A 20,318-nucleotide genomic window follows, 5' to 3' on the forward strand; every position below is an offset into this window, starting at 1 on the left:
CGATTCGGCAATCGATATTACTTTGGATGACAAACGATCCAGGCTGATGATTCCCGGACCCTGTGCGTGCCTGTGCCAACGCCCGGCGACCTCACCCATCACGCCCGGGCGTCCGCGCGGCGACCGATGCCGAACGTAAACGCCAACGCCAGCACGAGCAGCACGCCCTTGATGAAATCCTGCATATAGTACGGTGCGTTGAGCATCGTGAGCCCGTTGAGCAGCACGCCGACGAACACCGCGCCGACGACCGTGCCGAACACGTTGGGCCGCTTCGCGCCCCACACCGCGTAACCGATCAGCGCGGCGGCCACCGCGTCGAGCAGCAGCGAGTGGCCCGCGCTCACGTCGCCGCGGCCGACCCGCGCGGCGATCAGCACGCCGCCGAGCGACGCGATCGCCCCCGACACGACATACGCGGCGACACGGTAGCGCGCGGCCGGCGCACCGGCCAGCCGCGCGGCCGTTTCGTTGCCGCCGATCGCATAAATCACGCGGCCCCAGCGCGTCGCTTCCATCGTCACGCACGCCACCACCGTCACGGCCGCGAGCAGCAGCACCGGCAACGGTACGACATCGAACACGCGCAGCCGGCCGAGCGCGAGAAACGCGTCGGGAAACACCCCCGTCGCATCCGTGCCGTCGGGCAGCACGGAACCGGTCGCGAGCGAACGGCCGCCGGTCGGGATCAGCTGCAGGCCGGCCAGCAGGAACAGCGTGCCGAGCGTCGCGAGCTGGTCGGGCACGCGCAGCCGCGTGATCAGCAAGCCGTTGAACGCCCCGGCGGCCACGCCGAGCACGACGCACGCGATCACGGCCGCCCACGCGCTGCCGTGCCAGACGACCAGCACGTAGCTCGCGGCCATCTGCGCGGTCGCGGCCACGCTGCCGACCGACAGGTCGAAGCCACCAGCCGCGAGCGTGACCGTCACGCCGATGCCGAGCAACGCGACGATCGACACCGCCTGCAGGATGCTGAACAGATTGTCGAGGTTCAGGAACGCGGGCTCCCTGAGCGCGAACACGACCACGAGGGCGGCCAGCACGAGCAGGATGCCTGTCCGTTCGAGCAGGTCGCGCACACGCGCCAACCCGGGGCGCGACGATCGTTCGACGGGAGCAGCATGACGCACTGCGGAGGAAGTGACGGGCTTCATGAGCAGGCATCCTCGATGGAAGAAGTCGGAGGCAGGAAATCGAGCGTCGCGCGATCGAACCGCACGATCCGGTCGGCGATCTCGGCGGCTTCCTCGAGATCGCTGACGAACACGATCGTCGCGCGTTCGTGCGCATGACGCCGCAGCGTATCGACGATATCGGCGCGCGCACCCGCATCGATGCCCTGGAACGGCTCGTCGAGCAGCAACAGGCGCGCCGGCTCGGCATGCCAGCGCGCGAGCACGACCTTCTGCTGGTTGCCGCCGGACAGGTGCGCGACGCGATCGTCCGGCCCGTCGCAGCGAATGCCGAATCGCGCGATCGCCGCCGCGGCCGCCGTGCGCTCGCGCGTTCGCCGCACCGCCCCGCTCGCGAACCAGCGCGACAGGAACGGGAAGCCGATCGTGCCGGCGATCGACGCGAACGGGACGCTGTCGGGAAACAACGACGTGCGCCAGCGATCCTCGCCGGCCAGGAATACGCCGGCGCGAATCGCGTCGGCGGGCGTTCGCGGCCGCCACGGCCGGCCGTCGAGCGTCATCTCGCCGGCCGCCGCCCGCACCGCGCCGAAGATCGTCCGCGCGAGGCGCGACTTGCCGCCGCCGACCGGGCCCGCGATCGCGACGATCTCGCCGCGCCGGACCTCGAGGTCGAACGGCGTACTGGTCGGTGTCAGCCGGATCTGCCGTGCGCTGAAGCCGAAGCCGAAGCCGGAACCGGAACCGGAGTCGGCCAGCCGGGCACGTTCCAGCGCCGGGGCCGGCGCACGCGTACGCGGCAACGGCCGGCCGATCATCGTTTCCACCGCGGCGTCGAAATCGATCGGCGCGGCCAGGTCGGCGACGATCCGGCCATCGCGGACGATCGCCGCGCGATCGGCGATGCGGCGCAAATCGCCGAGCCGATGCGACACCAGCAGGATGGCGACGCCGTCGCGGCGCAACGCGTCCACCAGCACGAACAGCCGCTCGGCCTCCGCTGCCGACAGGCTGGCAGTCGGTTCATCGAGGATCAGCAACGACGGCTGCCCGGCCAGCGCACGGGCCAAGGTCACGCGCTGCTGGTCGGCCAGCGACAGCGATGCGAGCGGCGCCGCCAAGTCGACGTCGAGCCCGACCCGCGCGGCGAGCGTGCGCGCCGCGGCACGCCGGGCGGCCGGCGGCACGTGCCACGGCGAGGCCGGGTCGCACAGCCGGTCGAGCAGCAGGTTGTCGGCGATCGACAGCGTCGGCACGACGGCGTCGGCCACCGACTGGTGCACGGTCGCGACGCCGAGCCGCTTGGCCGCGTGCGGCGACGCCGGCCGATAGGGTTCGCCGCGTAGCGTCAGCGTGCCGCTGTCCGCTTGCAGCGCGCCGCTCAGGATCTTGACGAAGGTCGACTTGCCCGCGCCGTTCGCGCCCATCAGCGCGACGACTTCGCCGGCGCCGATCGACAGGTCGAGCGCCGACAGCGCGACGGTCGCGTCGAAACGCTTCGCGATGCCCGTGGCGCTCAGGACCGGCGGCGACGCCGATCGAGGGGCTCGATCTTCGCGCCGCATCGCGCCCATGGTTTCGTTCGTCGCGCTATTCATGCCGGAAGATGCCGGTCGGCACGATGCGGTTGCGGCAGGAACAGTACGTCATCGATCATGTCACGCCACTCCGATGAAAGTCGTCCGGGATCGATCGGCTGGTCAGCCCGCTTCACGCACGGGAAACCGGAACGACGCGCCATACGCGGTGTCCGGCAGGCGGTCGCGGCCGCCCAGCCGTGAACGGAACGTGCCGCTCGGCGGCGTCGTCCGGTACAGGCCACGTTTTTTCAGTTCCGGCACGATCAGTTCGGCGAAATCGTCGAGCGTGCCCGGGCTGACCAGCGGATTGAGCATGTAGCCGCTCGTCGTCGACTGCCGCGCATGCTCGGCGAGCTGGTCCGCGACTTCGTCGGGCGAGCCGACGAGGATCAGGTCGGTGCCGCGCGTGACGCTCGCGAACTTGCGCCGCACGTCGCCGGCGGTGAGCGGCTTGCCGCTGCCATCGGGCCGCACCACGTAGGACGTGAGCCCTTCCGTCTGCGTCGTCAGCGGTTCGTCGTCCGCATAGCGGTCGATGTCGATGCCGGTGTCGCCCGCATAGCTGACGAGCTGCGCGTGCTGGTGATAATGCTGCTGCAGCGTGTGGTATTTCTCCTTCGCGTCGCTCGACGCGCGCGCGGTCACGATCCGCAGCACCGTCAGCGACTTCACGTCGTCCGCTGCCCGGCCGCGTTCGGCCGCGAGCCGGCGAATCTCGTCAAGGCCCGCGCGAATCTCGTGCGGATTCGACTTCGCGACGAATACCACCTCCGCATGCTTCGCCGCGAACTCGCGCCCGCGCCCCGACCAGCCGGCCTGGATCAGCACGGGCGAGCGCTGCGGCGACGGCGCGCACACGTGCGGCCCCTGCACGCGATAATGCGTGCCTTCGTGCGCGATCGGCCGCACGCGGTCGCCACGCGCATAGCGCGGCGCGTGCTTGTCGGCGACGACCGCGTCGTCCGCCCAGCTCCCTTCCCACAGTTTGTATACGACGTCGAGAAATTCCTCCGCGCGCGCGTAGCGCTCGTCGTGACCGATCATCCGGTCGAGCCCGAAGTTGCGAGCCGCACTCGTCAGGTAGGACGTCACGATGTTCCAGCCGATCCGGCCGTTGCTCAGATGATCGAGCGTGCTGAAGCGACGCGCGAGCGCGAACGGATGCTCGTACGTCGTGCTCGCCGTCACGCCGAACGCAAGCCGCTCGGTCTGCGCGACGAGCGCCGGAATCAGCATCATCGGATCGTTCGCGGGCGCCTCGACCGCCCACTGCAGCGAGGCATCGGCCGACCCGCCATAGACGTCGTACAGGCCGAGCACATCCGCGAAGAACAGCATGTCGAGATCGGCCTGCTCGGCCGTGCGCGCGAGGTTCGACCAGAACGCGAGCGTATTCGCGCGCAGCCGCTCGTCGGCGGGATGGGTCCACAGGCTCGGCGCGCCGCCGCAGCCGACGCTGGCTTGTTCGTACAGGGAAAACAACAACGGGCGAGGATCGGACATCGTGGAATGCGTTACCAGGGCAGGAATCAGTTGGGCGCCGCCCATGCGCCCGACGATGCGCGGCGGTGCCGGGCACGGGGGCGAGCGTCGGGCACGCGCGTCAGGTAGCGATTGACGCGCTGCTCGAGACGGGCGGCGGGAATGGTCAGCAGCGCAACCAGCACGACATAGACGATTGCCGCACCGGCCAGCGGTTCGTACACGCGCAACGTCTCGAAGCGCAGCGTATTGGCCGTGCCCATCACGTCGAACACGGTCACGGTCGATGCGAGGACGGTCGATTTCAGCAGCAGGATCGCCTCGCCGGTGAGCGCGGGCAGCGCGAGCCGCCATGCACGCGGGCCGACGATGCGGCGCAGCACCTGCACGCGCGTCATCCCGTATGCATGGCCGGCCTCGATCTCGCCGGCCGGCACGCCGGCGATCGCGCCGCGCAGGATCGTCGCGACATATGCGCTCTCGTTCACGCTCAAAGCGACGATCGCGTACCAGAACGCGTCGCGCAGCAGCGGCGACGCCCAGCTGTCGCGCATCCATTCGCGCGGAACGATCTGCCCGAATCCGTAGTACAGCAAATAGAGCTGAACGAGCAGCGGCGTGCCTCGGATCAGCATGAGCCAGCCGCGCGCGGACCAGCGCAGCGGCGTATGGCGCGCACCGGCGGCGAGCGCGAGCGGCACGCCCAGCAGCACGCTGGCCGCGCCCGACACAAGCGTCAGCGCGAGCGTCGTCGGCACCGCGGCGAGCAGCTTCGGCATCACCGTGTCGAGCAGGAAAGGCAGCGAGAAGATCATGTCGTCGCGCGCCTCGTGCCGCGATTCGCATGCCGTTCGAGCGCCGCGAAGAGGCCCGCCGACGTGACGCTCAGCAGCAGGAACAGCGCGGCCGTGACCAGATAGAAGAATACGTGGTGCCGCGTCGCGCCGGCCGCGAGCTGGCTCGCCTTCAGCAGATCCGTGAACGAACCGAGCACGCTGATGAACGACGCGTCCTTGGTCGCGTTCAGCCACACGTTGCCGACGCCCGGCAGCGCGAGCCGCGCGGCGGCCGGGAGCCGGATGCGCGTCAATGTCTGCCATGGCGTCATTCCGTATGCGTACGCGGCTTCGATCTGGCCGGCCGGGACGTTGACGAGCGCCGCGCGGAAGATGTCGGTCAGATACGCGCCCTGGATGAAACCGAGCGAAAGAGCGGCCACGACGAACGGATCGAACGAGAAGTCGCCGGACACGATGCCGCTGCCGCGCAGCGCGTGTTCGACGGCGGGCGCAACCGCATAGAACGCCAGCAGCAGGCACAACAGCTCGGGCAGCGCGCGCACGAGCATCGTATAGAGCCGTGCGAGCCATGCAAGCGCCGCGTATCGCGACAGCTTGCCGAGCGCGCCGGCGAGGCCGAGCAGCACGCCGGTGCAGAACGACGCTGCCGCGACGCCGAACGTCAGCGCGAACGCGCTCGCGAACACGCGGCCATACCCGCCGTCGCCGAATGCGAGCAACGCGAGCAGCGAATCGTCCGCAGCCATCGCGTCAGCGGCCCTTCTCGATCGTGCCCTTCAGGTTCGGATAGCGGGCGGTGATCGCATCCCACGTGCCGTCCTGCTGCAGTTGCGCGATCGCGGTCGACAGCTTGCCGCGCAGCCCATCGCCGTGCCGCACGCCCGCGCCGACGCCGAGCCCCAGCACCGGATCGTCCGCGCACGTGGCCTTGACCTCGAAGTCCTTGCCGTCGCGCGACGACAGAAACGCCGTGAACAGCCCCTTGCCTTCCTGCACGTAGTCGACGCGACCGGACACCAGGTCCGCGAGCGCATTGTCGAACTTGTCGAACGACTTGATCTGCGCGTCCTGCTTGAAGCGCGCATCGAGGAACGCCGAGAAGTTGGTGCCGGCCTCGACGCCGATCACGCGGCCCTTGAAGGTCGCGGGCACCGCGCAGTCGACGCGGCGCCGGTCGCTTTTCGCACCGACGAACACCGTCGGCGATTCGTAATACGCGCGGCTGAAATCGATCGCTTTCTGCCGCTCCCCGGTGATCGTCATCGACGACCAGATCACGTCGATCTTGCGGTTCTGCAACGCCGGAATCAGGCCGTCCCATGCAATGTCGGTGAGTTCGCACCGCACGTTCAGCTTGCCGCACGCGGCATCGAGCACGTCGACTTCCCAGCCCTTCCACTTGCCCGAGGCGTCCTTCGAAAAGAACGGCGGATACGATTCGGCGTCGATGCCGACGCGCAACGTCGGCTGGGCCGCATGGGAAACCGGCGCGAGGCCGAGCACGAACAGCGCGGCCGCGGCACGGCGGACCCTGGAACGCATCAAACGATTCATGTGGCACATGTCTGGAATAACGTCGGAACGACCGGCGTCGCAGCCGGCAGGAGGCGAGACTGTAATGCGCGCCGACGCATGTACCAAATGGTTATTTTTGCGATGGATATCTGATCGCGCGATATGCGCGAAACCGCGCACCGTCCCGCGCCCGGACGCGGTGCACGGGTCATCCGCTCATGCCGGCGCGGCGTCGCGCCGCCACGCCGGCAGTCCGGATGCGTGCGGAAATCGCCGCCTGCACAGGCGGTGTCGCAGTTCGCGCCGACGCGCCCGATCGAACCGAGCGGCGCCCGCGCAAAAACGCGGCCTTACCGCCCGATCGGCAACCCGGTCGGCTCGATCCAGCCGAGCTTGTACGCGATCAGCAGCGACAGGAACAGCGTGACCGACAGCCCGACGCGCGCGGCGAGCGACCACGCCATCCGCTTGGACTTGCCGCGATCGTGATTCATGAAGTACAGCGCGAAGATCAGGCTCGCGATGATCATCGCGAATGCCACAGAAACCAGCAGGGTTTTCATTGCCGTTGCCTTTGAAGATCCGAATCGGCCTGAATCAGTTCGGCCAGCTTTTGCCGCTCGTCGGCGACGCCGCCGACGCCCGACGCCGGCCAGTCCAGCGCGACGCCGTTGCCCAGCGAATCGCGCACGAGCGTCTGGTAGCGCCGGTCGTTGATCGTGCCGCGCGCCATCGTGTCCGCGATCTCGCGCCGGAACGGCAGCGGGAAGCTCGCGTATGCACGCGACAGCGCCGCATATTGTCTCGCATCGATCTCTTTCGACGACGGGATGACGGTCCAGATCACCACGGCGACGATGGCCGTGAACGGGATCGCCGTGTAGCGAAGGATGAACTTGATCGGGGTCATGAAGCGGTGGGCAGAAGGGAATCGCACGCGCGCGCCGGGCAGCAGCGAAACAGCCAGCCGGCGGCGCCTTTCATCATTGTACTGAAAGCACCATCCGGCCAACAGGGTATGATAATGACATTATCATGTTCATCACATGATTCGACAGCCCCGGTGTCCGGTGCAAACGGCGTGCCCGTCACGCCGCTTGCACCGCTTGTCCGGCCCGTGCCCGCGAATCCGCGACGATCGAGCGAAGCCCTCATGCCAGCGCAGTACTTTCGAAACCTGACGGGAAAACACCGCAGCGCGGCGGCGAACCGCCAGCTCGGGTTTTCGCTCGCGTTCGTCGCCGGCGCGGCCAATGCCGGCGGCTTTCTCGCGGTCAGGCAATACACGTCGCACATGAGCGGCATCGTGTCGGCGATCGCCGACCAGACGGCGCTCGGCGACGTGCGGCTCGCGCTCGCCGGCATCAGCTCGCTGGGGTCGTTCCTGATCGGCGCCGGCTGCTCGGCGATCCTCGTCAACTGGGGGCGCCGCCGCGGCCTGCACAGCCAGTTCATGCTGCCGCTGCTGGTCGAAGCCGCGCTGCTGTTGCTGTTCGGGCTGCTCGGCAGCCACCTCGCGCTGTGGGAAACGTTCTTCGTGCCGGTGACCGTGACGCTGCTGTGTTTCATCATGGGGCTGCAGAACGCGACGATCACGAAGCTGTCGGGCGCGGAGATCCGCACGACGCACATGACGGGCATCGTGACCGATCTCGGCATCGAGCTCGGGAAACTGTTCTACTGGAACCGCTCGGCCATCGACGTCGACGCGCACGCGGTGATCGCCAACCGGTCGAAACTGAGGATTCACGCGACGATGCTCGCGTCGTTCTTCGTCGGCGGCCTCGCCGGCGCGATCGGCTTCAAGCGCGTGGGCTATGTGTCGACCGTGCCGCTCGCCGCGGTGCTCGTCACGCTCGCCATCGTGCCGGTGATCGACGACCTGCTCGCGCTGCTGCGCAGCAAACGCTGACCGTGCGCCACGGGGCGCTTGCGGCGATCGAGCCGAAAGCGGATCGATTATAATTTGATTAACATATCGACCACCCTCGCCCGTCATGGAAACGAAAACCGCCCGCCTGACCGTCCTGATCGATCCCGCGAAGAAGGAAGCCTTCGAGATGCTCTGCGCGGAGCAGGATCTTACGCCGTCGCAAGTCGTGCGGCAGTTGATCCGCGACTATCTCGACCGGCACGGCGTCACGTACAAGACCCGGAGCGCGATCGGCAAGCGCGTGAAGTAAGCACGGCGGCAAAAGCCGCGCGATACGCAGGCCCGGCCCCCGGCACCCGCACTACCGTTACGCGCCGATCTCCCAACGTTCGTGCGACTGCGCACGCCAGACCAGCCGCCGCGGATCGATTGCCTCGCCGTGCTTCATGCGCCTCGCGGTGGCGGCGAGCTTCAGTTCACCGGCCTGCGGGCAGGCGAGCGCCCGCTCCAGCAGGATGCGCAACGACGGCAGCCGGCTGCCGTCCTTCCATGCGAATGCAACGAAATTGTTGTCGTCGCCGCACGGCACCAGCGCATACGACGAACCGAATACCGACCGCAATTGCTCGAGGTGCTGCGGCAATGCCGGATCGTCGTCCATGAAGTTGATCGCGAGCACGCCGGATTCGCTCAGGCGCGCGCGGCACGCATCGAGGAACGCCGCGCCCGTGCAGCGGCCGCGCATGCCGTCGGCGACGAACGCATCGTGCAGGATCACGTCGGTCCGGACATCCGCCCGCGCCAGATGATCCGCGCCGTCGGCGCATACCACGCGAAAGCGTGCGTCGTCAGCAGGAATCCTGAACACGTCGCGCAGCGCGATCACGTCCGGATCGATCTCGACCGCGTCGATCGTCGTGCCGGGCAGGTGGCGGTAGCAGTACTTCGCGAGCGAACCGCCGCCGAGGCCGAGCATGCAGATATGCGCCGGCTCGGCCCGCAGCAGCAGGAAGCCCATCATCACGCGCGTATAACCCAGTTCCAGACGCAACGGATCGCGCAGCGACATGAAGCTCTGCGTGCCGAAATGATCGAAGTGCAGCGACAGCGCGTGCTGCGTCTCCAGCACGAACGGCCGGCCGTCGTTCAGCGGCGTCGCCAGGAACCTGACGAATGCGTCGTAGGAAGTGCGATCCTCGGCCATGTACGGGTAGTGAGCTGAAAACGCAAGCGAATGAACCGCGGATGCAACGGTCGCCCGGACCGTGCGCTCAGACCTTCTTCAGATAGCACGCCTTCAGCATGAAGCCGCCCATGTCGGTCTTGCAGTCGACTTCGTGATCGCCGCCGACGAGCCGGATGCTCTTGACCTTGGTGCCCATCTTCAGCGTGATCGACGAACCCTTCACGCGCAGGTCCTTGATCAGCACGACCGAATCGCCGTCCGACAGCACGTTGCCGTTCGCGTCCTTGACGACGTCGCCCGCCGGTTCGTCACCGGCCTCGGCGCCGGCGTCGGCCGACCATTCGTGGCCGCAGTCCGCGCACACGGTCAGCGCGCCGTCCGGGTAAGTGTTTTCCATCGCGCATTGCGGGCAGGCGGGGACGTTCATTGCAGCTTCCATTCGGAGAGGAGTTCGGGTCGATCGACGATGCCGGGCGAGCAGGTTACGCGCCCGAACGCGCCGCGACGCCCGGCGGCAGTGCCGCGGGCCGGCATCGGCGCACACGGCATTATAATGCAATTCACATGAACTGGCCGATGCATTATAATCACCCACTTCGCGATGATGTGCGAACTTGAATGCACCTTCGCCACGGAAGTCGGCATGTTGGCGCCGAATGGCGCGCACGATCCGCCCGGCCGGCGCCCCGCGACCGTGTATGTCGTATCCGCTCCGTCAACCTGTCCGGAGGCTTTCCAGCATCGTGGCAACCGTTGTGTACGTTGAAATCGGCCCCGCCTGGAACCGCAATCGCGGCCGCGCCGCGCGCGATGCGACGGTCGATGCGGCGCGCCGTTTCGACAGCGACATCCAGCTGATCGCGAACGGGCAAAGCAGCAACGCAAAAGACGGCGGCGCGATCGCGTCGCTGCAGGTTCACGGCGGCACGTCGGCCCAGGTGCTCGCCACCGGCCCCGACGAGGAAGCGGCGCTGCAGGCGCTGTTGCCGTTGCTGCAAGCACGCTGACGCATGCGCCACCGTCCCGGGCGCAGCCGTGCGCCACCCATCCCGCAACGCCATTTCCCGAGGAAGCGATGAACGACTCTCTTACGTCCAACACCCCCAACCTGTCGGCCTCCGCGATCTGGGCGCTCGAACGCCTCGCCGATGTCCGCTACGGCCGCGATGCGCCGGCGCTCGGCTGGTCGATCGAGCAGGAACTCGTCGGCGCGGGCTTCGTCAGCCATGCGGCGAACGGCCGCTCCGGTGCGTCGATCACCGCGCGCGGCCGCAATTTCCTGAAGAGCCGCAAGTAACGACCGGCCGGCCGCGCGATGCGCTCGCCTGCCCCGATGCCGGCGGGCAATTGCGCTCACGTCGCCATTTACGCGGTATCGTACGGGACCCGAGCGCGGCGCCCTGCGTCGTCGCCTCGTCCTCATGGAACGCCCGATGACATCCAGCCCACTGCCGCCCGTCTCGTCCCCGCCCGTTCTCGACACGCCACGCCTGATTCTCGAAGGCCATCCGCTCGGCGACTTCGACGCACTCGCCGCGATGTGGGCGGAACCGGGCGTCGTCGCGCACATCTTCAACGGCACGCCGTCCACGCCGCGCGACGCGTGGATGCGCATGCTCGCGTATCGCGGGCTGTGGCCGCTGCTCGGCTATGGGTACTGGGCGATTCGCGAAAAAGCGTCGGGCCGCTATGTCGGCGATCTCGGCTTCGCGGATTTCCACCGCAACATCGAGCCGCCGATTCGCGGCGTGCCGGAAGCCGGCTGGGCGCTTGCGACGTGGGCGCAAGGCAAAGGCTATGCGACCGAGGCGCTCGCGGCCGCGCTCGCGTGGCTCGACGCGCAGCAACGGTTCGAGCGCAGCGTGTGCCTGATCGCGCCGACCAATGTCGCATCGATCCGGGTCGCGGAGAAAGCCGGTTACGGCGAGCCGCGGCGCATCCGCTTCAACGACGCCGACTCGTTGATGTTTTCGCGCAAGCGCCGGTAGCGCGGCAAACCGGCGGTCGAATCAGTCGAATACCGGTTCGTAGCAATGCATGAAGAGGCCGTCCTCCATCGGCCAACAGTTGCCGGTTTCGTCGCGCACGATCCAGTCGCCCGGCTTCACCGAGCGCCAGCCTTCCGGCGTCGCGACCGCCCACGTCCCGTGACGGCGCTCGACCCGTTCATGGTCGCCGTCGGCGAACCATCGTGTCGCATCGACCTGACTGGTGCGTTTTCTGAATTTCATGCCAACCATCGAAGGAAACGAATCTCAGTGCCGCGGGGCCGCGGCGCCGGGGTCGAACGACCGCTGCTGCGCCCTGCGTGCGTTCGTTGCCGCGCGGGTCGCATCCAGCGCCGCCCAGTCCCGCGCGACGAGCGCCTCCAGCGCGTCGCGCGCGGCGGTGGAGATCCTGACGTCGATCTCCTGCACTTTCATCAGCGCCGACACGACCTCGTCCGGCTGATCGGGTGCAAGCGCAACGATGAACGCCGAACGCATCTCGGCGGCCCGGACGGCTTCGCTCCAGTGGCCGCCTGCGACCGCGGCTTCGATCGCATGCGTGAGTGCGTCGAGACGCTGGACGACTTGCAAGGGTGTCATTTCGCCTCCGCGTGAATCCCCGTCAGTCATTCGTGCTGTCCGCTCGCCAGCCCGTCGAGCACCGGCGCGACGCGTCGTCGAAGCAGGCAGTCGATACGGCCGGAAAACAGGCGCCCTCGCAGTATGCGATGCGCGCAAGTCAGGTTCGGGAATTGTAGGGAGCAGGACCCGGCAGCGTCGGTAATATTTTGTAATGATATGTCGACTATCCTTGCCTGGCCTGGGTTCGGGCGGGGGCGAGCGGGACGCGCGACGCCGGATTGACGCAAACGTTTCAGTCTGACGAATGCCCGATCGCGCATCGTCGCGCAAGCCGCGCCGGATCTCGCATCGAACCGTTTCGACCCACGCGCGCCGGGTGCCGCCGACCCACCGCACCGTCTGCCCGGCCGCAGCGATTGGCCCGTAGATAAGCTCACCGAACGATCCAGATTTCGTCACATTCCACCGGAATGTTGCGCAGTATCATCCACGTCGCTTCGGCCACGACGCGCTCGGACCGGGCCCGACCGCTCGCCACCTTCCCGTTTTGCCCCCTTCGTTTACCGATGCCCATCCGAATCCTGCTCGTCGAAGACGATGTGCCGCTGTCCGCGCTGATCGCCGACTATCTGCGCAAGCATCATTACCGGGTGGACACGTTGTTCGACGGCGCCGGCGCGGTGCCGGCGATCGTCGCGAACCGCCCCGACCTGGTGCTGCTCGACATCGACCTGCCCGGCAAGGACGGTTTCGAGATCTGCCGCGAGGCGCGCATGCACTACGACGGCATCGTGATCATGGTGACGGGCCGCGACGAACCGTTCGACGAATTGCTCGGCCTGGAACTCGGTGCGGACGACTTCCTGCGCAAGCCGGTCGAGCCGCGCCTGCTGCTCGCGCGGATCAAGGCGCAGTTGCGGCGCACGCGCGTGCCGGCGGGCGACGCCGTGCCGGATTCGCCGCAGCGATACGTGTTCGGCAAGTTCTCGATCGACCGGGCCGATCGCCGCGTGCATCTTCCCGACGGCAGCATGCCGCGCCTGACGTCGACCGAATTCGACCTGCTGTGGGCGCTCGTGTGCCGCGCGGGCGAGGTGGTCAGCCGGGAAGACCTGACGCTGCTGCTGCGCGGCATCGCGTTCGACGGCCTCGATCGGTCGATCGACGGCCGCATCTCGAAGCTGCGCCGCAAGCTGCGCGACGATGCGAACGAACCGAAACGGATCAAGACGATCCGCTCCAAGGGCTATCAGTTCAGCAAGCACGCGTGGGATTGAGGCCGCGCACGGTCAAACGCGCTGCGTTGCCCGCGCGCGGCCCGCGAAGTGCGGCTGCTCGCGGCTATTGCACGCGTGCCGTACCGGTGTCCGGATTCGTATCCGGGCCGGCCTGCCATCCGCCGCCGAGCGCCTTGTACAGCGCGACGAGATCGGTCGTCGTCTGCAACGCGCCCTGCTCGGCCTGCTGCCGCCCCTCCGACCATTGCCGCTCGGCATCCAGCACGTCGAGGAACGGCGACAAGCCTTTCCGGTAGCGATCGCGCGCGAGGTCCAGCGCACCCTGTTCGGCCTTCACCGCATCGTCGAGCGCGGCCGCGCGCGCCTGGTCGGTGCGATACACGGCCAGCGCATTGTCGACGTCGCGCAGCGCGACGAGCACGGCTTGCCGGTAGGCGAGCGCGGCTTCAGCCTGGCGCGCCTGCGACAACCGCAGGTTCGACACGAGCTGCCCGCCGGAGAAGATCGGCAGCGAGACGGCCGGCCCGAACGCATAGAACAGATGCGACCAGTGCGCGAGCTCACGCACATGAGATGCACGCAGCCCGACCTGCCCGGTCAGCGAGATGTCCGGATAGAACTGCGCGACCGCGACGCCGACGTCGGCGGTGGCCGCATGCAGCTCGGCCTCCGCGCGGCGGATGTCGGGGCGCCGGCGCGCGAGCGTCGACGGCAGGCCGACGGGCACGGCCGGCGGCACGTCGGGCAACGCGCGCGGGGCAGCCAGCCAGTCGTCGAGCGCGCCCGGCGCGCCGCCGACCAGATACGCGAGACCGTTGCGCAGCAGCACGATCTGCTGGTCGAACTGCGGCAGTTGCGCGCGGATCTGCGCGAGCCGGGCCTCGGCGCTGCGCACGTCGAGATCGCTCGCGAGACCGTGCGCGGACTGCTCGCGTGTCAGGTCGAGCAGGTCGCGCTGCGCGCGTTGCAGGTCGTCGGCCAGCGCGCGCTGCGCTTGCGCGCCGCGCAGTTGCAGATAGGTCTGCGCGACTTCCGCCTCGAGCGACAGCAGCGCATCGTCGCGGCTCGCGATCGCCGCGCGCGTCTGCGCGCCGGCCGCTTCGACCGAGCGGCGCACGCGCCCGAACAGGTCCAGCTCCCACGATGCGTCGAACCCGGCCTGCCACAGGTTGACCGGCGCTTCCAGCGCGTCGAGCGCGCCACGCGCCCCTTGCCGGACGCTCGCGCCGGTGCCCGGCCCGAACCGGTCGAGCGGCGAGCCCGGCGCGCCGAGACGATCGACGCGCTGGTCGATGCCCTGCTCCTCGACGATCCCTTTCAGGCCGAGCTGTTCGCGCTGGTAGCTCGCGCTCGCGCGCACGTCCGGCAAACCCTGTGCGGCAGCGGCCCGAACCTGTGCGCGTGCCTGCGCGATGCGCAGCACGGCCGCCTGCACGTCGAGGTTGTCGTGCGCGGCGCGCTCGACGAGCCGGTCGAGCAGCGGATCGCCGAACGCGCGCCACCAGCGTGGATCGGGATCGGCGTCGATCGTCGGCGACGACCGGGCGGCCACGCCGGATGCGGGAGCCGCCGCCTGCGCGTTCGCCTGCATCGCATGCCAGGTGTCCGGGACGTCCGCTTGCGGCGGCTTGTAGTCGGGACCGACCGTGCAGCCTGCGACGAGCGCGCCTGCGGTGAACATCGTCACCGCGCGGCACACGAGGCGGCGGATCCGGCGGCGGTTCCGGTTGTGCGGTTGCATGCGCATGTCAGTGCCCTCCGGCGCCGCCCGCGGCCTTCGCCGGCGAGAACAGGAACGTCAGCGGAATGCTGAACGCGCAGAACACCGCGAGGATCGCGAACACGTCGATATACGCGAGGATCGTCGCCTGCGAGACGAACGTTTCGTAGAGCCGGCCCGTCGCGGTCTGCAGCGCGGCCGGCGGCGGCCCGCCCGTCAACGCGCCGATCGCGCGCGCGTTCTCCTGCAACGCCTCCTGGAAGTTCTGCGACAGCGTCGACATGTGCGTGGACAGATGCGCCATGCGCGCCTGCGTGCGCTCGCGGATCAGCGCGGTCGATACCGAGATGCCGATCGAGCCCGCGACGTTGCGGAACATCGTGAACAGCGCGGATGCGTCGTCGTTGAGCCGCTGCGGCACGGTGAGGTACGCGAGCGTCGTGATCGGCACGAACATGAAGCCGATCGCGAGCGACTGCGCGCAGCGGATCATCGTCAGGTGCGTGTAGTCGATGTCCGGCACCAGCGTGCGCGAATAGATCAGCGAAACGCACAGCAGCACGAAGCCGAACCCGACCAGATAGCGCGTCTGCACGTGCGGCATCAGCCGGCTCACGAGCGGAATTTCCATCGTGATCAGCAGCGCGCCGGGCGACAGCACGAGCCCCGCGAGCGTCGCCGTGTAGCCGAGATGCTGCTGCGCGAGTTGCGGCACGATCACCGCGCTGCCGTACAGCACGGACGCGAACGTCGCGATCGTCACGCAGCCGAGCGCGAAATTGCGGTCGCGCAGGCACGACAGGTCGACCACCGGTTTCTTCGTGCGCAGCAGCCACAGCGTCGCGCCGATCAGCCCGAGCGCGGACAGCACGGCGAAGACGCGGATGAAGTTCGAGCCGAACCAGTCCTCGTCCTCGCCGCGATCGAGCATCACCTGCAGGCAGCCGAGCCCGATCGCGATCAGCCCGATGCCGATGTAGTCGATCGAGATCCCGCGTTCGGCGCCGCGCCGCCACGGCGGATCCTCGACGAGCTGCATCACCGCGAGCACGGTCAGCGCGCCGATCGGCACGTTGAGCAGGAACACCCAGCGCCACGAGAAATGGTCGGTGATCCAGCCGCCGAGCGTCGGCCCGAGCACCGGCGCGACGACGATCGCGATCGCCGAGATCGAGAACGCGCGGTTGCGCTGCTCGGGCGGGAACGTATCGAGGATGATCGACTGCTGGTTCGGCTGCAGCCCGCCGCCGAACAGCCCCTGCAGCACGCGGAACACGATCAGTTCGCCGAGATTGGTCGCGACGCCGCACAGGAACGAGCACACGGTAAACGCGGCGATGCACAGCAGGAAGTAACGCTTGCGGCCGAGCAGGCGCCCGAGGAACCCCGAGATCGGCAGCACGATGCCGTTCGCGACGAGATACGACGTGAGCGTCCAGGTCGCCTCGTCGTAGCTCGCCGACATCGTGCCGGCGATGTGCGGCAGCGCGACGTTGACGATTGTCGTGTCGAGCACCTCCATGAACGCCGCGAGCGTGACGACGATCGCGATGAGCCACGGGTTCGCGGCGGGGCGCCACGCGCCGCCGGACGCGCCGTTGCGTTCGGGCGGCCGGTTCATCGGCGGGCCTCGCGAAGCGGGAACGGCATGCGGGTATCGGGCATCGGATCGCTCCGGTCGAAACCGGCCGCGGTGCGGCGGCCGGTCATTTCAGGTGGACGGTCGGCTCGACCGACAGGCCGAGACCGAGCGGCGGACGGCTCGGCAGCGGGCCGTCGAGCACGATCTTCACCGGCACGCGCTGCACGATCTTCACGAAGTTGCCGGTCGCGTTCTCGGCCGGAAACGCGGAGAAGCGCGAGCCGCTGCCGAGCTGGATGCTGTCGACGTGGCCGTGCAGGTCGAGATCGGGATACGCGTCGACCGACACGTCGACGCGATCGCCGATACGCATCCGTTCGAGCTGCGACTCCTTGAAATTCGCGGTGATCCACACGCGCGGCGTGACGATCGAGAAGATCGACGTGCCCGGTTGCAGGAACGAGCCCAGTTGCACGTTGCGCCGCGTGACCCAGCCGTCGGACGGCGCGCGCATCTCGCAGTACGACAGGTTCAGGTTGGCCGTCTCGAGCTGCGCACGCGCCTGCAGCACCTGCTGGCGGCGTTCCTCGACGGTCGTCTCGGCCTGCCGGATCTGCTGCGGCACGAGGCTCGCGGTGCGCGCCTGCGCCTGGGCCATCGCGACGTTCGCATCGGCGCTCGCGCGCTGCGCGTCGGCCGCGTCGATCGCCTGCTGGGACGTTGCGCGCGCATCGACCGCCCGCTGGCGCGACTGCGCGGCAAGCGCCTGCCGGTACGCGGCTTCCGCCGATTCGATCTGCGCGCGCGCCTGCCGGTACTGGGCCGGATACTGCACGCGGGCGATATCGAGCTGCACGCGCGCCGCGTCGAGCTGCGCCTGCGCGAGACCGAGCTGGGCCTGCGCCGCGTCGACCTGCGCGCGGTAGTCGCGCGGATCGATCTCGACGAGCACGTCGCCGCGCCGCACGAAGGTGTTGTCGTCGACCGCCAGCCGCGTCACGTAGCCGGACACGTGCGGCGCAACCGCGATCGCGTTGCCGTCGGTATACGCATCGTCGGTGCTTTCCTGGTTGCGCGTCATGAGCCACCACACGAGCCCCGCGATCACCAGCACGAACACGACCGCGCCGATGACGATCAACGGCTTCTTGCCCGGCCGCTTGCGCTCGCCTGCGCCGTTGCCGCCGTCTCCGTCTCCGTCGCCGCCGGTGCGGCCGCCGCGATCGTCGTGCGGACGATCGTCGCCGCCACCGCCGCCCGGCGCGTCGGTCGGATGCTCGCCGTTGCGGCCCGGTGCGGCCCCCGAGCCGCTGCTGCCGCCGGATTGGCCGTCGCCGGCACGCGCAACCGCGGTCGGCCAGCGGGCATGCAGCGGCGTCGACAGGGCGGCACCGGTCACGGCCGGCGCGAACGCGTCCGGCACACCGGCGCCGCGCCGTCCGGGCATCGACGCGCGCCACACCGCGACGCAAAATCGCTCACGAACGGACAACGGGCACAGGATCGCATCGGGCATGAAACGGGGCTCCAGGCGGCGGCCGCGGGCGTCATTGCACGCGTCGGCCTCAAGCGCGCGATCAAGCAAGCAACGGGCCCGGCAACGAACCCGGTCCGCGGCACGCCCGATGCGCGACGCGTGCGCTCCGATCGCCCGACAGGACCCGCGAACCATGACACGCTCGACCTCACTCGACACCGGCACGCGCGACGAAGATCGCGGCGACAGCACGCCCGGCCCCGAAGGCAAACGCCGCGGCACGGCCACGCCGCCGCCGCGCAGCGCCCGCGATCCCGCCGAGGGCAAGCCGGCCGGAGCGGAAAACGGGACGCCGCAGGACCGCGCACCCGCCAGCCCACGCGACGCTCCCCGATAACCGCATCGCGCCGTACCGCTCGCGGGCCGGCGGCACCAGACGGCGGCAGAAATGACAAGCCGTTGAAAAATCGCGGACGGGCCGCTCGCGGCCACGCGTGAAACGTTCAAGGGGCGGCCGGCGCGGCTGCGAAGCAGGCACGCGCGTTGCGCCACAGGGAGATGGACCCGACAATCGCCCGCCGCCTGCCTTGCATGACGCTACCCGACCCATCCGATTTCCCCGTTCGCGCGGTGCCGCTCGCGCCGCTGGCGAAGGAGCGCGCGACGATCATCTGCCATCGCAACCGGCGCGTGCTGCTGGTCGCGCGCGGGCGGTCGTCGCGCTGGACGCTGCCGGGCGGCGTGATTCGGCGCGGCGAATCGGCGCTCGACGCCGCGCATCGCGAGCTTCGGGAGGAAACGGGGCTCGTCGATCTCGAACTCGCGTATTTCTTCTACGTGGACGGCAGCGTGAAACGCCACCACGTATTCGTCGCGAGCCTGCCACGCGGCGCGCATGCGTGCCCCGGCCGGGAAATCGCGCTGTGCCGCTGGGTCGGCATCGACGCGGTGCCGCACTGGCCGGCGAGCGCGCCGACGCAGCGCATCATCCGTCAGTTCGCGGGCCTGTGCGCCGCGTCCGGCCTGCAGCCGGACGCGCTCACGCGTCTTTCGTCGTCTCGCTGAGCCCGGCGACCGGCGGCTGCGGACCGCGTGCGAGCCCTTGCGCGAAGACCTTCAGTCCTTCGAGCAGCGGCGTCAACGCATCCCACAGCGCCTCGTCGTGCAGCAGCCGATAGACGCCGCGCACGCCGGGCGCGACATGCGGGTGCTGCGCCGGCTGCCACGCGCCCACGTGATGCAGCGCGTCGGCCGCCGCGAATGCGGCGCGGCCGAATTGTTCAGGCGGAATGCGCGACAGCGCCGTCACGAGCATCGCGAGATTCTGCATGCCGCTCTGCATGCCCGGCTTGTCGAGCGCATCGACGAACGTGTCGGCCAGCCGTGCATTCGCGCTGACGACCTCGTTCGCGAAACGCAGGAAACCGTGCCGATGCAGGCTGCCGAGCAGGTGTTCGAGCGCGTCGTGCGCGCCGGGCTCCGGATGCGGAGGCGTCGTGTCGGGGGGCTGGCGGTCGGTCATGGGCTTGCTCCGGTTGGGGCGCCAGGCTGCCGCCGTTGCGGCAGCCGTGCGTGCGCCGAATGCGTGTCGTACGCGTTCGCCGGCCCCCGCCGGGGCGGGCAGCCGCGGCCGCGTCAGTGCGAATGGCCGCCGGGCGGCGCCTTGTATTCACTACGCGCGCCCATCGCGTCCTCGACGCGATGCACGCCATGCAGCGCGGCGACGCCGTCGATCAGCGCCTGCCGTTCGGCCTCCTCGACCTGTCCGGTCAGGCACACGTTGCCGCGCTCGACGCTCACGTCGATGTCGCGCGGGCGGGCGACGAGCCGGCCGAGCGCCGCACGCACGCGCTCGGCGACCTGCGCGTCGTTCGCGTCGCCCGCGAGCCAGTCGGCCCGCAGGCCGGCGATCGCGCCGCGCGCGTGATCGGCCGCCCGCTTCACCTGCGTGTTCGCATAATCGGCCACGTCGTGCCGGCCCGCAACCGCCTTGTCGCGCAGATACGCGCGTCGCCGCCGGCCGGACGACGGGTCGAGGAAGTACATCGCGGCCGCCCCGCAGGCAACGGCCACCGCAAGATTCAACAGCGGATTCGAAGGCGTTCTGGAGTTCATGGAAGCACCGTAGGCAATACCCGGAACGACCGGGCTTCGTTTCG

At 69.0% G+C, this 20,318-nt stretch carries 25 protein-coding genes; 8 read left to right on the forward strand and 17 right to left on the reverse strand.

Annotated features, from left to right (window positions below):
- Nucleotides 1–98: 98 nt before the first annotated feature.
- The 8 genes from HWX62_RS02635 to HWX62_RS02670 all read right to left on the reverse strand — a co-directional run bounded on the left by HWX62_RS02635 (nucleotide 99) and on the right by HWX62_RS02670 (nucleotide 7,423).
- Nucleotides 99–1,157 carry an ABC transporter permease gene (locus HWX62_RS02635; RefSeq protein WP_175929981.1) on the reverse strand — a complete coding sequence of 353 codons (1,059 nt, stop codon included), beginning with the start codon at nucleotides 1,155–1,157 and terminating at the stop codon, nucleotides 99–101.
- Complete coding sequence (locus tag HWX62_RS02640; RefSeq protein WP_175929980.1) at nucleotides 1,154–2,734, reverse strand: sugar ABC transporter ATP-binding protein; 1,581 nt, start codon at nucleotides 2,732–2,734, stop codon at nucleotides 1,154–1,156. Before HWX62_RS02640 ends, HWX62_RS02635 begins: the two co-directional genes overlap by 4 nt.
- A gap of 102 nt (nucleotides 2,735–2,836) precedes the next feature.
- A complete protein-coding gene (locus tag HWX62_RS02645; protein WP_175929979.1) occupies nucleotides 2,837–4,219 on the reverse strand; it encodes an LLM class flavin-dependent oxidoreductase in 1,383 nt (460 codons plus the stop codon).
- Nucleotides 4,220–4,245: 26 nt separating this feature from the next.
- The gene (locus HWX62_RS02650) at nucleotides 4,246–5,013 is read right to left on the reverse strand and encodes an ABC transporter permease subunit (protein WP_175929978.1); all 768 of its coding nucleotides are present in this window, start codon (nucleotides 5,011–5,013) and stop codon (nucleotides 4,246–4,248) included.
- Nucleotides 5,010–5,744 (reverse strand): ABC transporter permease subunit, encoded by a 735-nt coding sequence (locus HWX62_RS02655; RefSeq protein ID WP_175929977.1) that lies wholly within the window; start codon nucleotides 5,742–5,744, stop codon nucleotides 5,010–5,012. The genes HWX62_RS02650 and HWX62_RS02655 overlap by 4 nt, the downstream gene beginning before the upstream one ends.
- Before the next feature lie 4 nt (nucleotides 5,745–5,748).
- On the reverse strand, nucleotides 5,749–6,552 hold the full coding sequence (locus HWX62_RS02660; RefSeq protein ID WP_175929976.1) for a transporter substrate-binding domain-containing protein: 804 nt from the start codon (nucleotides 6,550–6,552) through the stop codon (nucleotides 5,749–5,751).
- A gap of 311 nt (nucleotides 6,553–6,863) precedes the next feature.
- Entirely contained in the window at nucleotides 6,864–7,076 is a 213-nt protein-coding gene (locus tag HWX62_RS02665; protein ID WP_006489184.1) for a twin transmembrane helix small protein, read from the reverse strand.
- The gene (locus tag HWX62_RS02670; protein ID WP_175929975.1) at nucleotides 7,073–7,423 is read right to left on the reverse strand and encodes a hypothetical protein; all 351 of its coding nucleotides are present in this window, start codon (nucleotides 7,421–7,423) and stop codon (nucleotides 7,073–7,075) included. The genes HWX62_RS02665 and HWX62_RS02670 overlap by 4 nt, the downstream gene beginning before the upstream one ends.
- Nucleotides 7,424–7,666: 243 nt before the next feature.
- Here HWX62_RS02670 and HWX62_RS02675 point away from each other — a divergent pair, with 243 nt between their 5' ends.
- Nucleotides 7,667–8,425: a YoaK family protein gene (locus tag HWX62_RS02675; RefSeq protein ID WP_175929974.1), complete on the forward strand. Its 759-nt coding sequence runs from the start codon at nucleotides 7,667–7,669 to the stop codon at nucleotides 8,423–8,425.
- Nucleotides 8,426–8,510: 85 nt separating this feature from the next.
- Nucleotides 8,511–8,696: a ribbon-helix-helix protein, CopG family gene (locus tag HWX62_RS02680; RefSeq protein WP_059575126.1), complete on the forward strand. Its 186-nt coding sequence runs from the start codon at nucleotides 8,511–8,513 to the stop codon at nucleotides 8,694–8,696.
- Between the two features lie 57 nt (nucleotides 8,697–8,753).
- On the opposite strand, the gene HWX62_RS02685 is transcribed toward HWX62_RS02680, so the two are convergent.
- Nucleotides 8,754–9,590: a spermidine synthase gene (locus HWX62_RS02685; protein ID WP_175929973.1), complete on the reverse strand. Its 837-nt coding sequence runs from the start codon at nucleotides 9,588–9,590 to the stop codon at nucleotides 8,754–8,756.
- A 67-nt stretch (nucleotides 9,591–9,657) separates the two neighbouring features.
- Nucleotides 9,658–9,999: a zinc ribbon domain-containing protein YjdM gene (locus HWX62_RS02690; protein ID WP_059835106.1), complete on the reverse strand. Its 342-nt coding sequence runs from the start codon at nucleotides 9,997–9,999 to the stop codon at nucleotides 9,658–9,660.
- Nucleotides 10,000–10,315: 316 nt separating this feature from the next.
- Between HWX62_RS02690 and HWX62_RS02695 the strand changes: the two genes are divergently transcribed.
- From HWX62_RS02695 to HWX62_RS02705, 3 genes are all read left to right on the forward strand, one after another.
- Entirely contained in the window at nucleotides 10,316–10,579 is a 264-nt protein-coding gene (locus HWX62_RS02695) for an HPr family phosphocarrier protein (RefSeq protein ID WP_244135931.1), read from the forward strand.
- 68 nt (nucleotides 10,580–10,647) lie between these two features.
- The gene (locus HWX62_RS02700) at nucleotides 10,648–10,869 is read left to right on the forward strand and encodes a hypothetical protein (RefSeq protein ID WP_175929971.1); all 222 of its coding nucleotides are present in this window, start codon (nucleotides 10,648–10,650) and stop codon (nucleotides 10,867–10,869) included.
- A gap of 124 nt (nucleotides 10,870–10,993) precedes the next feature.
- Complete coding sequence (locus HWX62_RS02705) at nucleotides 10,994–11,560, forward strand: GNAT family N-acetyltransferase (protein WP_175929970.1); 567 nt, start codon at nucleotides 10,994–10,996, stop codon at nucleotides 11,558–11,560.
- Between the two features lie 21 nt (nucleotides 11,561–11,581).
- Here HWX62_RS02705 and HWX62_RS02710 read toward each other — a convergent pair whose 3' ends face one another.
- Nucleotides 11,582–11,803, reverse strand: coding sequence for a hypothetical protein (locus tag HWX62_RS02710; RefSeq protein ID WP_175929969.1), 222 nt, complete (start codon nucleotides 11,801–11,803; stop codon nucleotides 11,582–11,584).
- Nucleotides 11,804–11,827: 24 nt separating this feature from the next.
- The gene (locus tag HWX62_RS02715) at nucleotides 11,828–12,190 is read right to left on the reverse strand and encodes a hypothetical protein (RefSeq protein ID WP_244135932.1); all 363 of its coding nucleotides are present in this window, start codon (nucleotides 12,188–12,190) and stop codon (nucleotides 11,828–11,830) included.
- A 518-nt stretch (nucleotides 12,191–12,708) separates the two neighbouring features.
- Here HWX62_RS02715 and HWX62_RS02720 point away from each other — a divergent pair.
- Nucleotides 12,709–13,419, forward strand: coding sequence for a response regulator (locus HWX62_RS02720; RefSeq protein ID WP_175929968.1), 711 nt, complete (start codon nucleotides 12,709–12,711; stop codon nucleotides 13,417–13,419).
- A gap of 64 nt (nucleotides 13,420–13,483) precedes the next feature.
- On the opposite strand, the gene HWX62_RS02725 is transcribed toward HWX62_RS02720, so the two are convergent.
- The 3 genes from HWX62_RS02725 to HWX62_RS02735 form a co-directional block, all read right to left on the reverse strand.
- The gene (locus HWX62_RS02725) at nucleotides 13,484–15,061 is read right to left on the reverse strand and encodes an efflux transporter outer membrane subunit (protein ID WP_244135953.1); all 1,578 of its coding nucleotides are present in this window, start codon (nucleotides 15,059–15,061) and stop codon (nucleotides 13,484–13,486) included.
- Nucleotides 15,062–15,128: 67 nt separating this feature from the next.
- Nucleotides 15,129–16,721, reverse strand: a complete 1,593-nt coding sequence (locus HWX62_RS02730) for a DHA2 family efflux MFS transporter permease subunit (protein WP_175929967.1) — start codon at nucleotides 16,719–16,721, stop codon at nucleotides 15,129–15,131.
- Between the two features lie 85 nt (nucleotides 16,722–16,806).
- Nucleotides 16,807–18,198: an HlyD family secretion protein gene (locus HWX62_RS02735; protein WP_175929966.1), complete on the reverse strand. Its 1,392-nt coding sequence runs from the start codon at nucleotides 18,196–18,198 to the stop codon at nucleotides 16,807–16,809.
- A gap of 154 nt (nucleotides 18,199–18,352) precedes the next feature.
- On the opposite strand from HWX62_RS02735, the gene HWX62_RS02740 reads away from it, so the two are divergent.
- Complete coding sequence (locus HWX62_RS02740; protein WP_175929965.1) at nucleotides 18,353–18,556, forward strand: hypothetical protein; 204 nt, start codon at nucleotides 18,353–18,355, stop codon at nucleotides 18,554–18,556.
- A gap of 194 nt (nucleotides 18,557–18,750) precedes the next feature.
- On the forward strand, nucleotides 18,751–19,224 hold the full coding sequence (locus tag HWX62_RS02745; RefSeq protein WP_175929964.1) for an NUDIX hydrolase: 474 nt from the start codon (nucleotides 18,751–18,753) through the stop codon (nucleotides 19,222–19,224).
- Here the strand turns inward: HWX62_RS02745 and HWX62_RS02750 are convergent.
- Entirely contained in the window at nucleotides 19,199–19,681 is a 483-nt protein-coding gene (locus HWX62_RS02750; RefSeq protein ID WP_175929963.1) for a DUF1641 domain-containing protein, read from the reverse strand. The genes HWX62_RS02745 and HWX62_RS02750 overlap by 26 nt on opposite strands.
- 113 nt (nucleotides 19,682–19,794) lie before the next feature.
- Nucleotides 19,795–20,274, reverse strand: coding sequence for a BON domain-containing protein (locus tag HWX62_RS02755; protein ID WP_175929962.1), 480 nt, complete (start codon nucleotides 20,272–20,274; stop codon nucleotides 19,795–19,797).
- Between the last annotated feature and the right edge of the window lie 44 nt (nucleotides 20,275–20,318).

The organism is Burkholderia sp. BCC0506 (assembly GCF_902833145.1).
In the GTDB taxonomy this organism is placed as follows: Bacteria; Pseudomonadota; Gammaproteobacteria; order Burkholderiales; family Burkholderiaceae; genus Burkholderia.

Excerpts from the sequence above, each read along its gene's own strand:
- HWX62_RS02635 (WP_175929981.1), bottom strand. The coding sequence starts at position 1,157 with ATGAAGCCCGTCACTTCCTCCGCAGTGCGTCATGCTGCTCCCGTCGAA.
- HWX62_RS02640 (WP_175929980.1), bottom strand. The coding sequence starts at position 2,734 with ATGAATAGCGCGACGAACGAAACCATGGGCGCGATGCGGCGCGAAGAT.
- HWX62_RS02645 (WP_175929979.1), bottom strand. The coding sequence starts at position 4,219 with ATGTCCGATCCTCGCCCGTTGTTGTTTTCCCTGTACGAACAAGCCAGC.
- HWX62_RS02650 (WP_175929978.1), bottom strand. The coding sequence starts at position 5,013 with ATGATCTTCTCGCTGCCTTTCCTGCTCGACACGGTGATGCCGAAGCTG.
- HWX62_RS02655 (WP_175929977.1), bottom strand. The coding sequence starts at position 5,744 with ATGGCTGCGGACGATTCGCTGCTCGCGTTGCTCGCATTCGGCGACGGC.
- HWX62_RS02660 (WP_175929976.1), bottom strand. The coding sequence starts at position 6,552 with ATGAATCGTTTGATGCGTTCCAGGGTCCGCCGTGCCGCGGCCGCGCTG.
- HWX62_RS02665 (WP_006489184.1), bottom strand. The coding sequence starts at position 7,076 with ATGAAAACCCTGCTGGTTTCTGTGGCATTCGCGATGATCATCGCGAGC.
- HWX62_RS02670 (WP_175929975.1), bottom strand. The coding sequence starts at position 7,423 with ATGACCCCGATCAAGTTCATCCTTCGCTACACGGCGATCCCGTTCACG.
- HWX62_RS02675 (WP_175929974.1), top strand. The coding sequence starts at position 7,667 with ATGCCAGCGCAGTACTTTCGAAACCTGACGGGAAAACACCGCAGCGCG.
- HWX62_RS02680 (WP_059575126.1), top strand. The coding sequence starts at position 8,511 with ATGGAAACGAAAACCGCCCGCCTGACCGTCCTGATCGATCCCGCGAAG.
- HWX62_RS02685 (WP_175929973.1), bottom strand. The coding sequence starts at position 9,590 with ATGGCCGAGGATCGCACTTCCTACGACGCATTCGTCAGGTTCCTGGCG.
- HWX62_RS02690 (WP_059835106.1), bottom strand. The coding sequence starts at position 9,999 with ATGAACGTCCCCGCCTGCCCGCAATGCGCGATGGAAAACACTTACCCG.
- HWX62_RS02700 (WP_175929971.1), top strand. The coding sequence starts at position 10,648 with ATGAACGACTCTCTTACGTCCAACACCCCCAACCTGTCGGCCTCCGCG.
- HWX62_RS02705 (WP_175929970.1), top strand. The coding sequence starts at position 10,994 with ATGGAACGCCCGATGACATCCAGCCCACTGCCGCCCGTCTCGTCCCCG.
- HWX62_RS02710 (WP_175929969.1), bottom strand. The coding sequence starts at position 11,803 with ATGAAATTCAGAAAACGCACCAGTCAGGTCGATGCGACACGATGGTTC.
- HWX62_RS02715 (WP_244135932.1), bottom strand. The coding sequence starts at position 12,190 with ATGACTGACGGGGATTCACGCGGAGGCGAAATGACACCCTTGCAAGTC.
- HWX62_RS02720 (WP_175929968.1), top strand. The coding sequence starts at position 12,709 with ATGCCCATCCGAATCCTGCTCGTCGAAGACGATGTGCCGCTGTCCGCG.
- HWX62_RS02725 (WP_244135953.1), bottom strand. The coding sequence starts at position 15,061 with ATGTTCACCGCAGGCGCGCTCGTCGCAGGCTGCACGGTCGGTCCCGAC.
- HWX62_RS02730 (WP_175929967.1), bottom strand. The coding sequence starts at position 16,721 with ATGAACCGGCCGCCCGAACGCAACGGCGCGTCCGGCGGCGCGTGGCGC.
- HWX62_RS02735 (WP_175929966.1), bottom strand. The coding sequence starts at position 18,198 with ATGCCCGATGCGATCCTGTGCCCGTTGTCCGTTCGTGAGCGATTTTGC.
- HWX62_RS02740 (WP_175929965.1), top strand. The coding sequence starts at position 18,353 with ATGACACGCTCGACCTCACTCGACACCGGCACGCGCGACGAAGATCGC.
- HWX62_RS02745 (WP_175929964.1), top strand. The coding sequence starts at position 18,751 with ATGACGCTACCCGACCCATCCGATTTCCCCGTTCGCGCGGTGCCGCTC.
- HWX62_RS02750 (WP_175929963.1), bottom strand. The coding sequence starts at position 19,681 with ATGACCGACCGCCAGCCCCCCGACACGACGCCTCCGCATCCGGAGCCC.
- HWX62_RS02755 (WP_175929962.1), bottom strand. The coding sequence starts at position 20,274 with ATGAACTCCAGAACGCCTTCGAATCCGCTGTTGAATCTTGCGGTGGCC.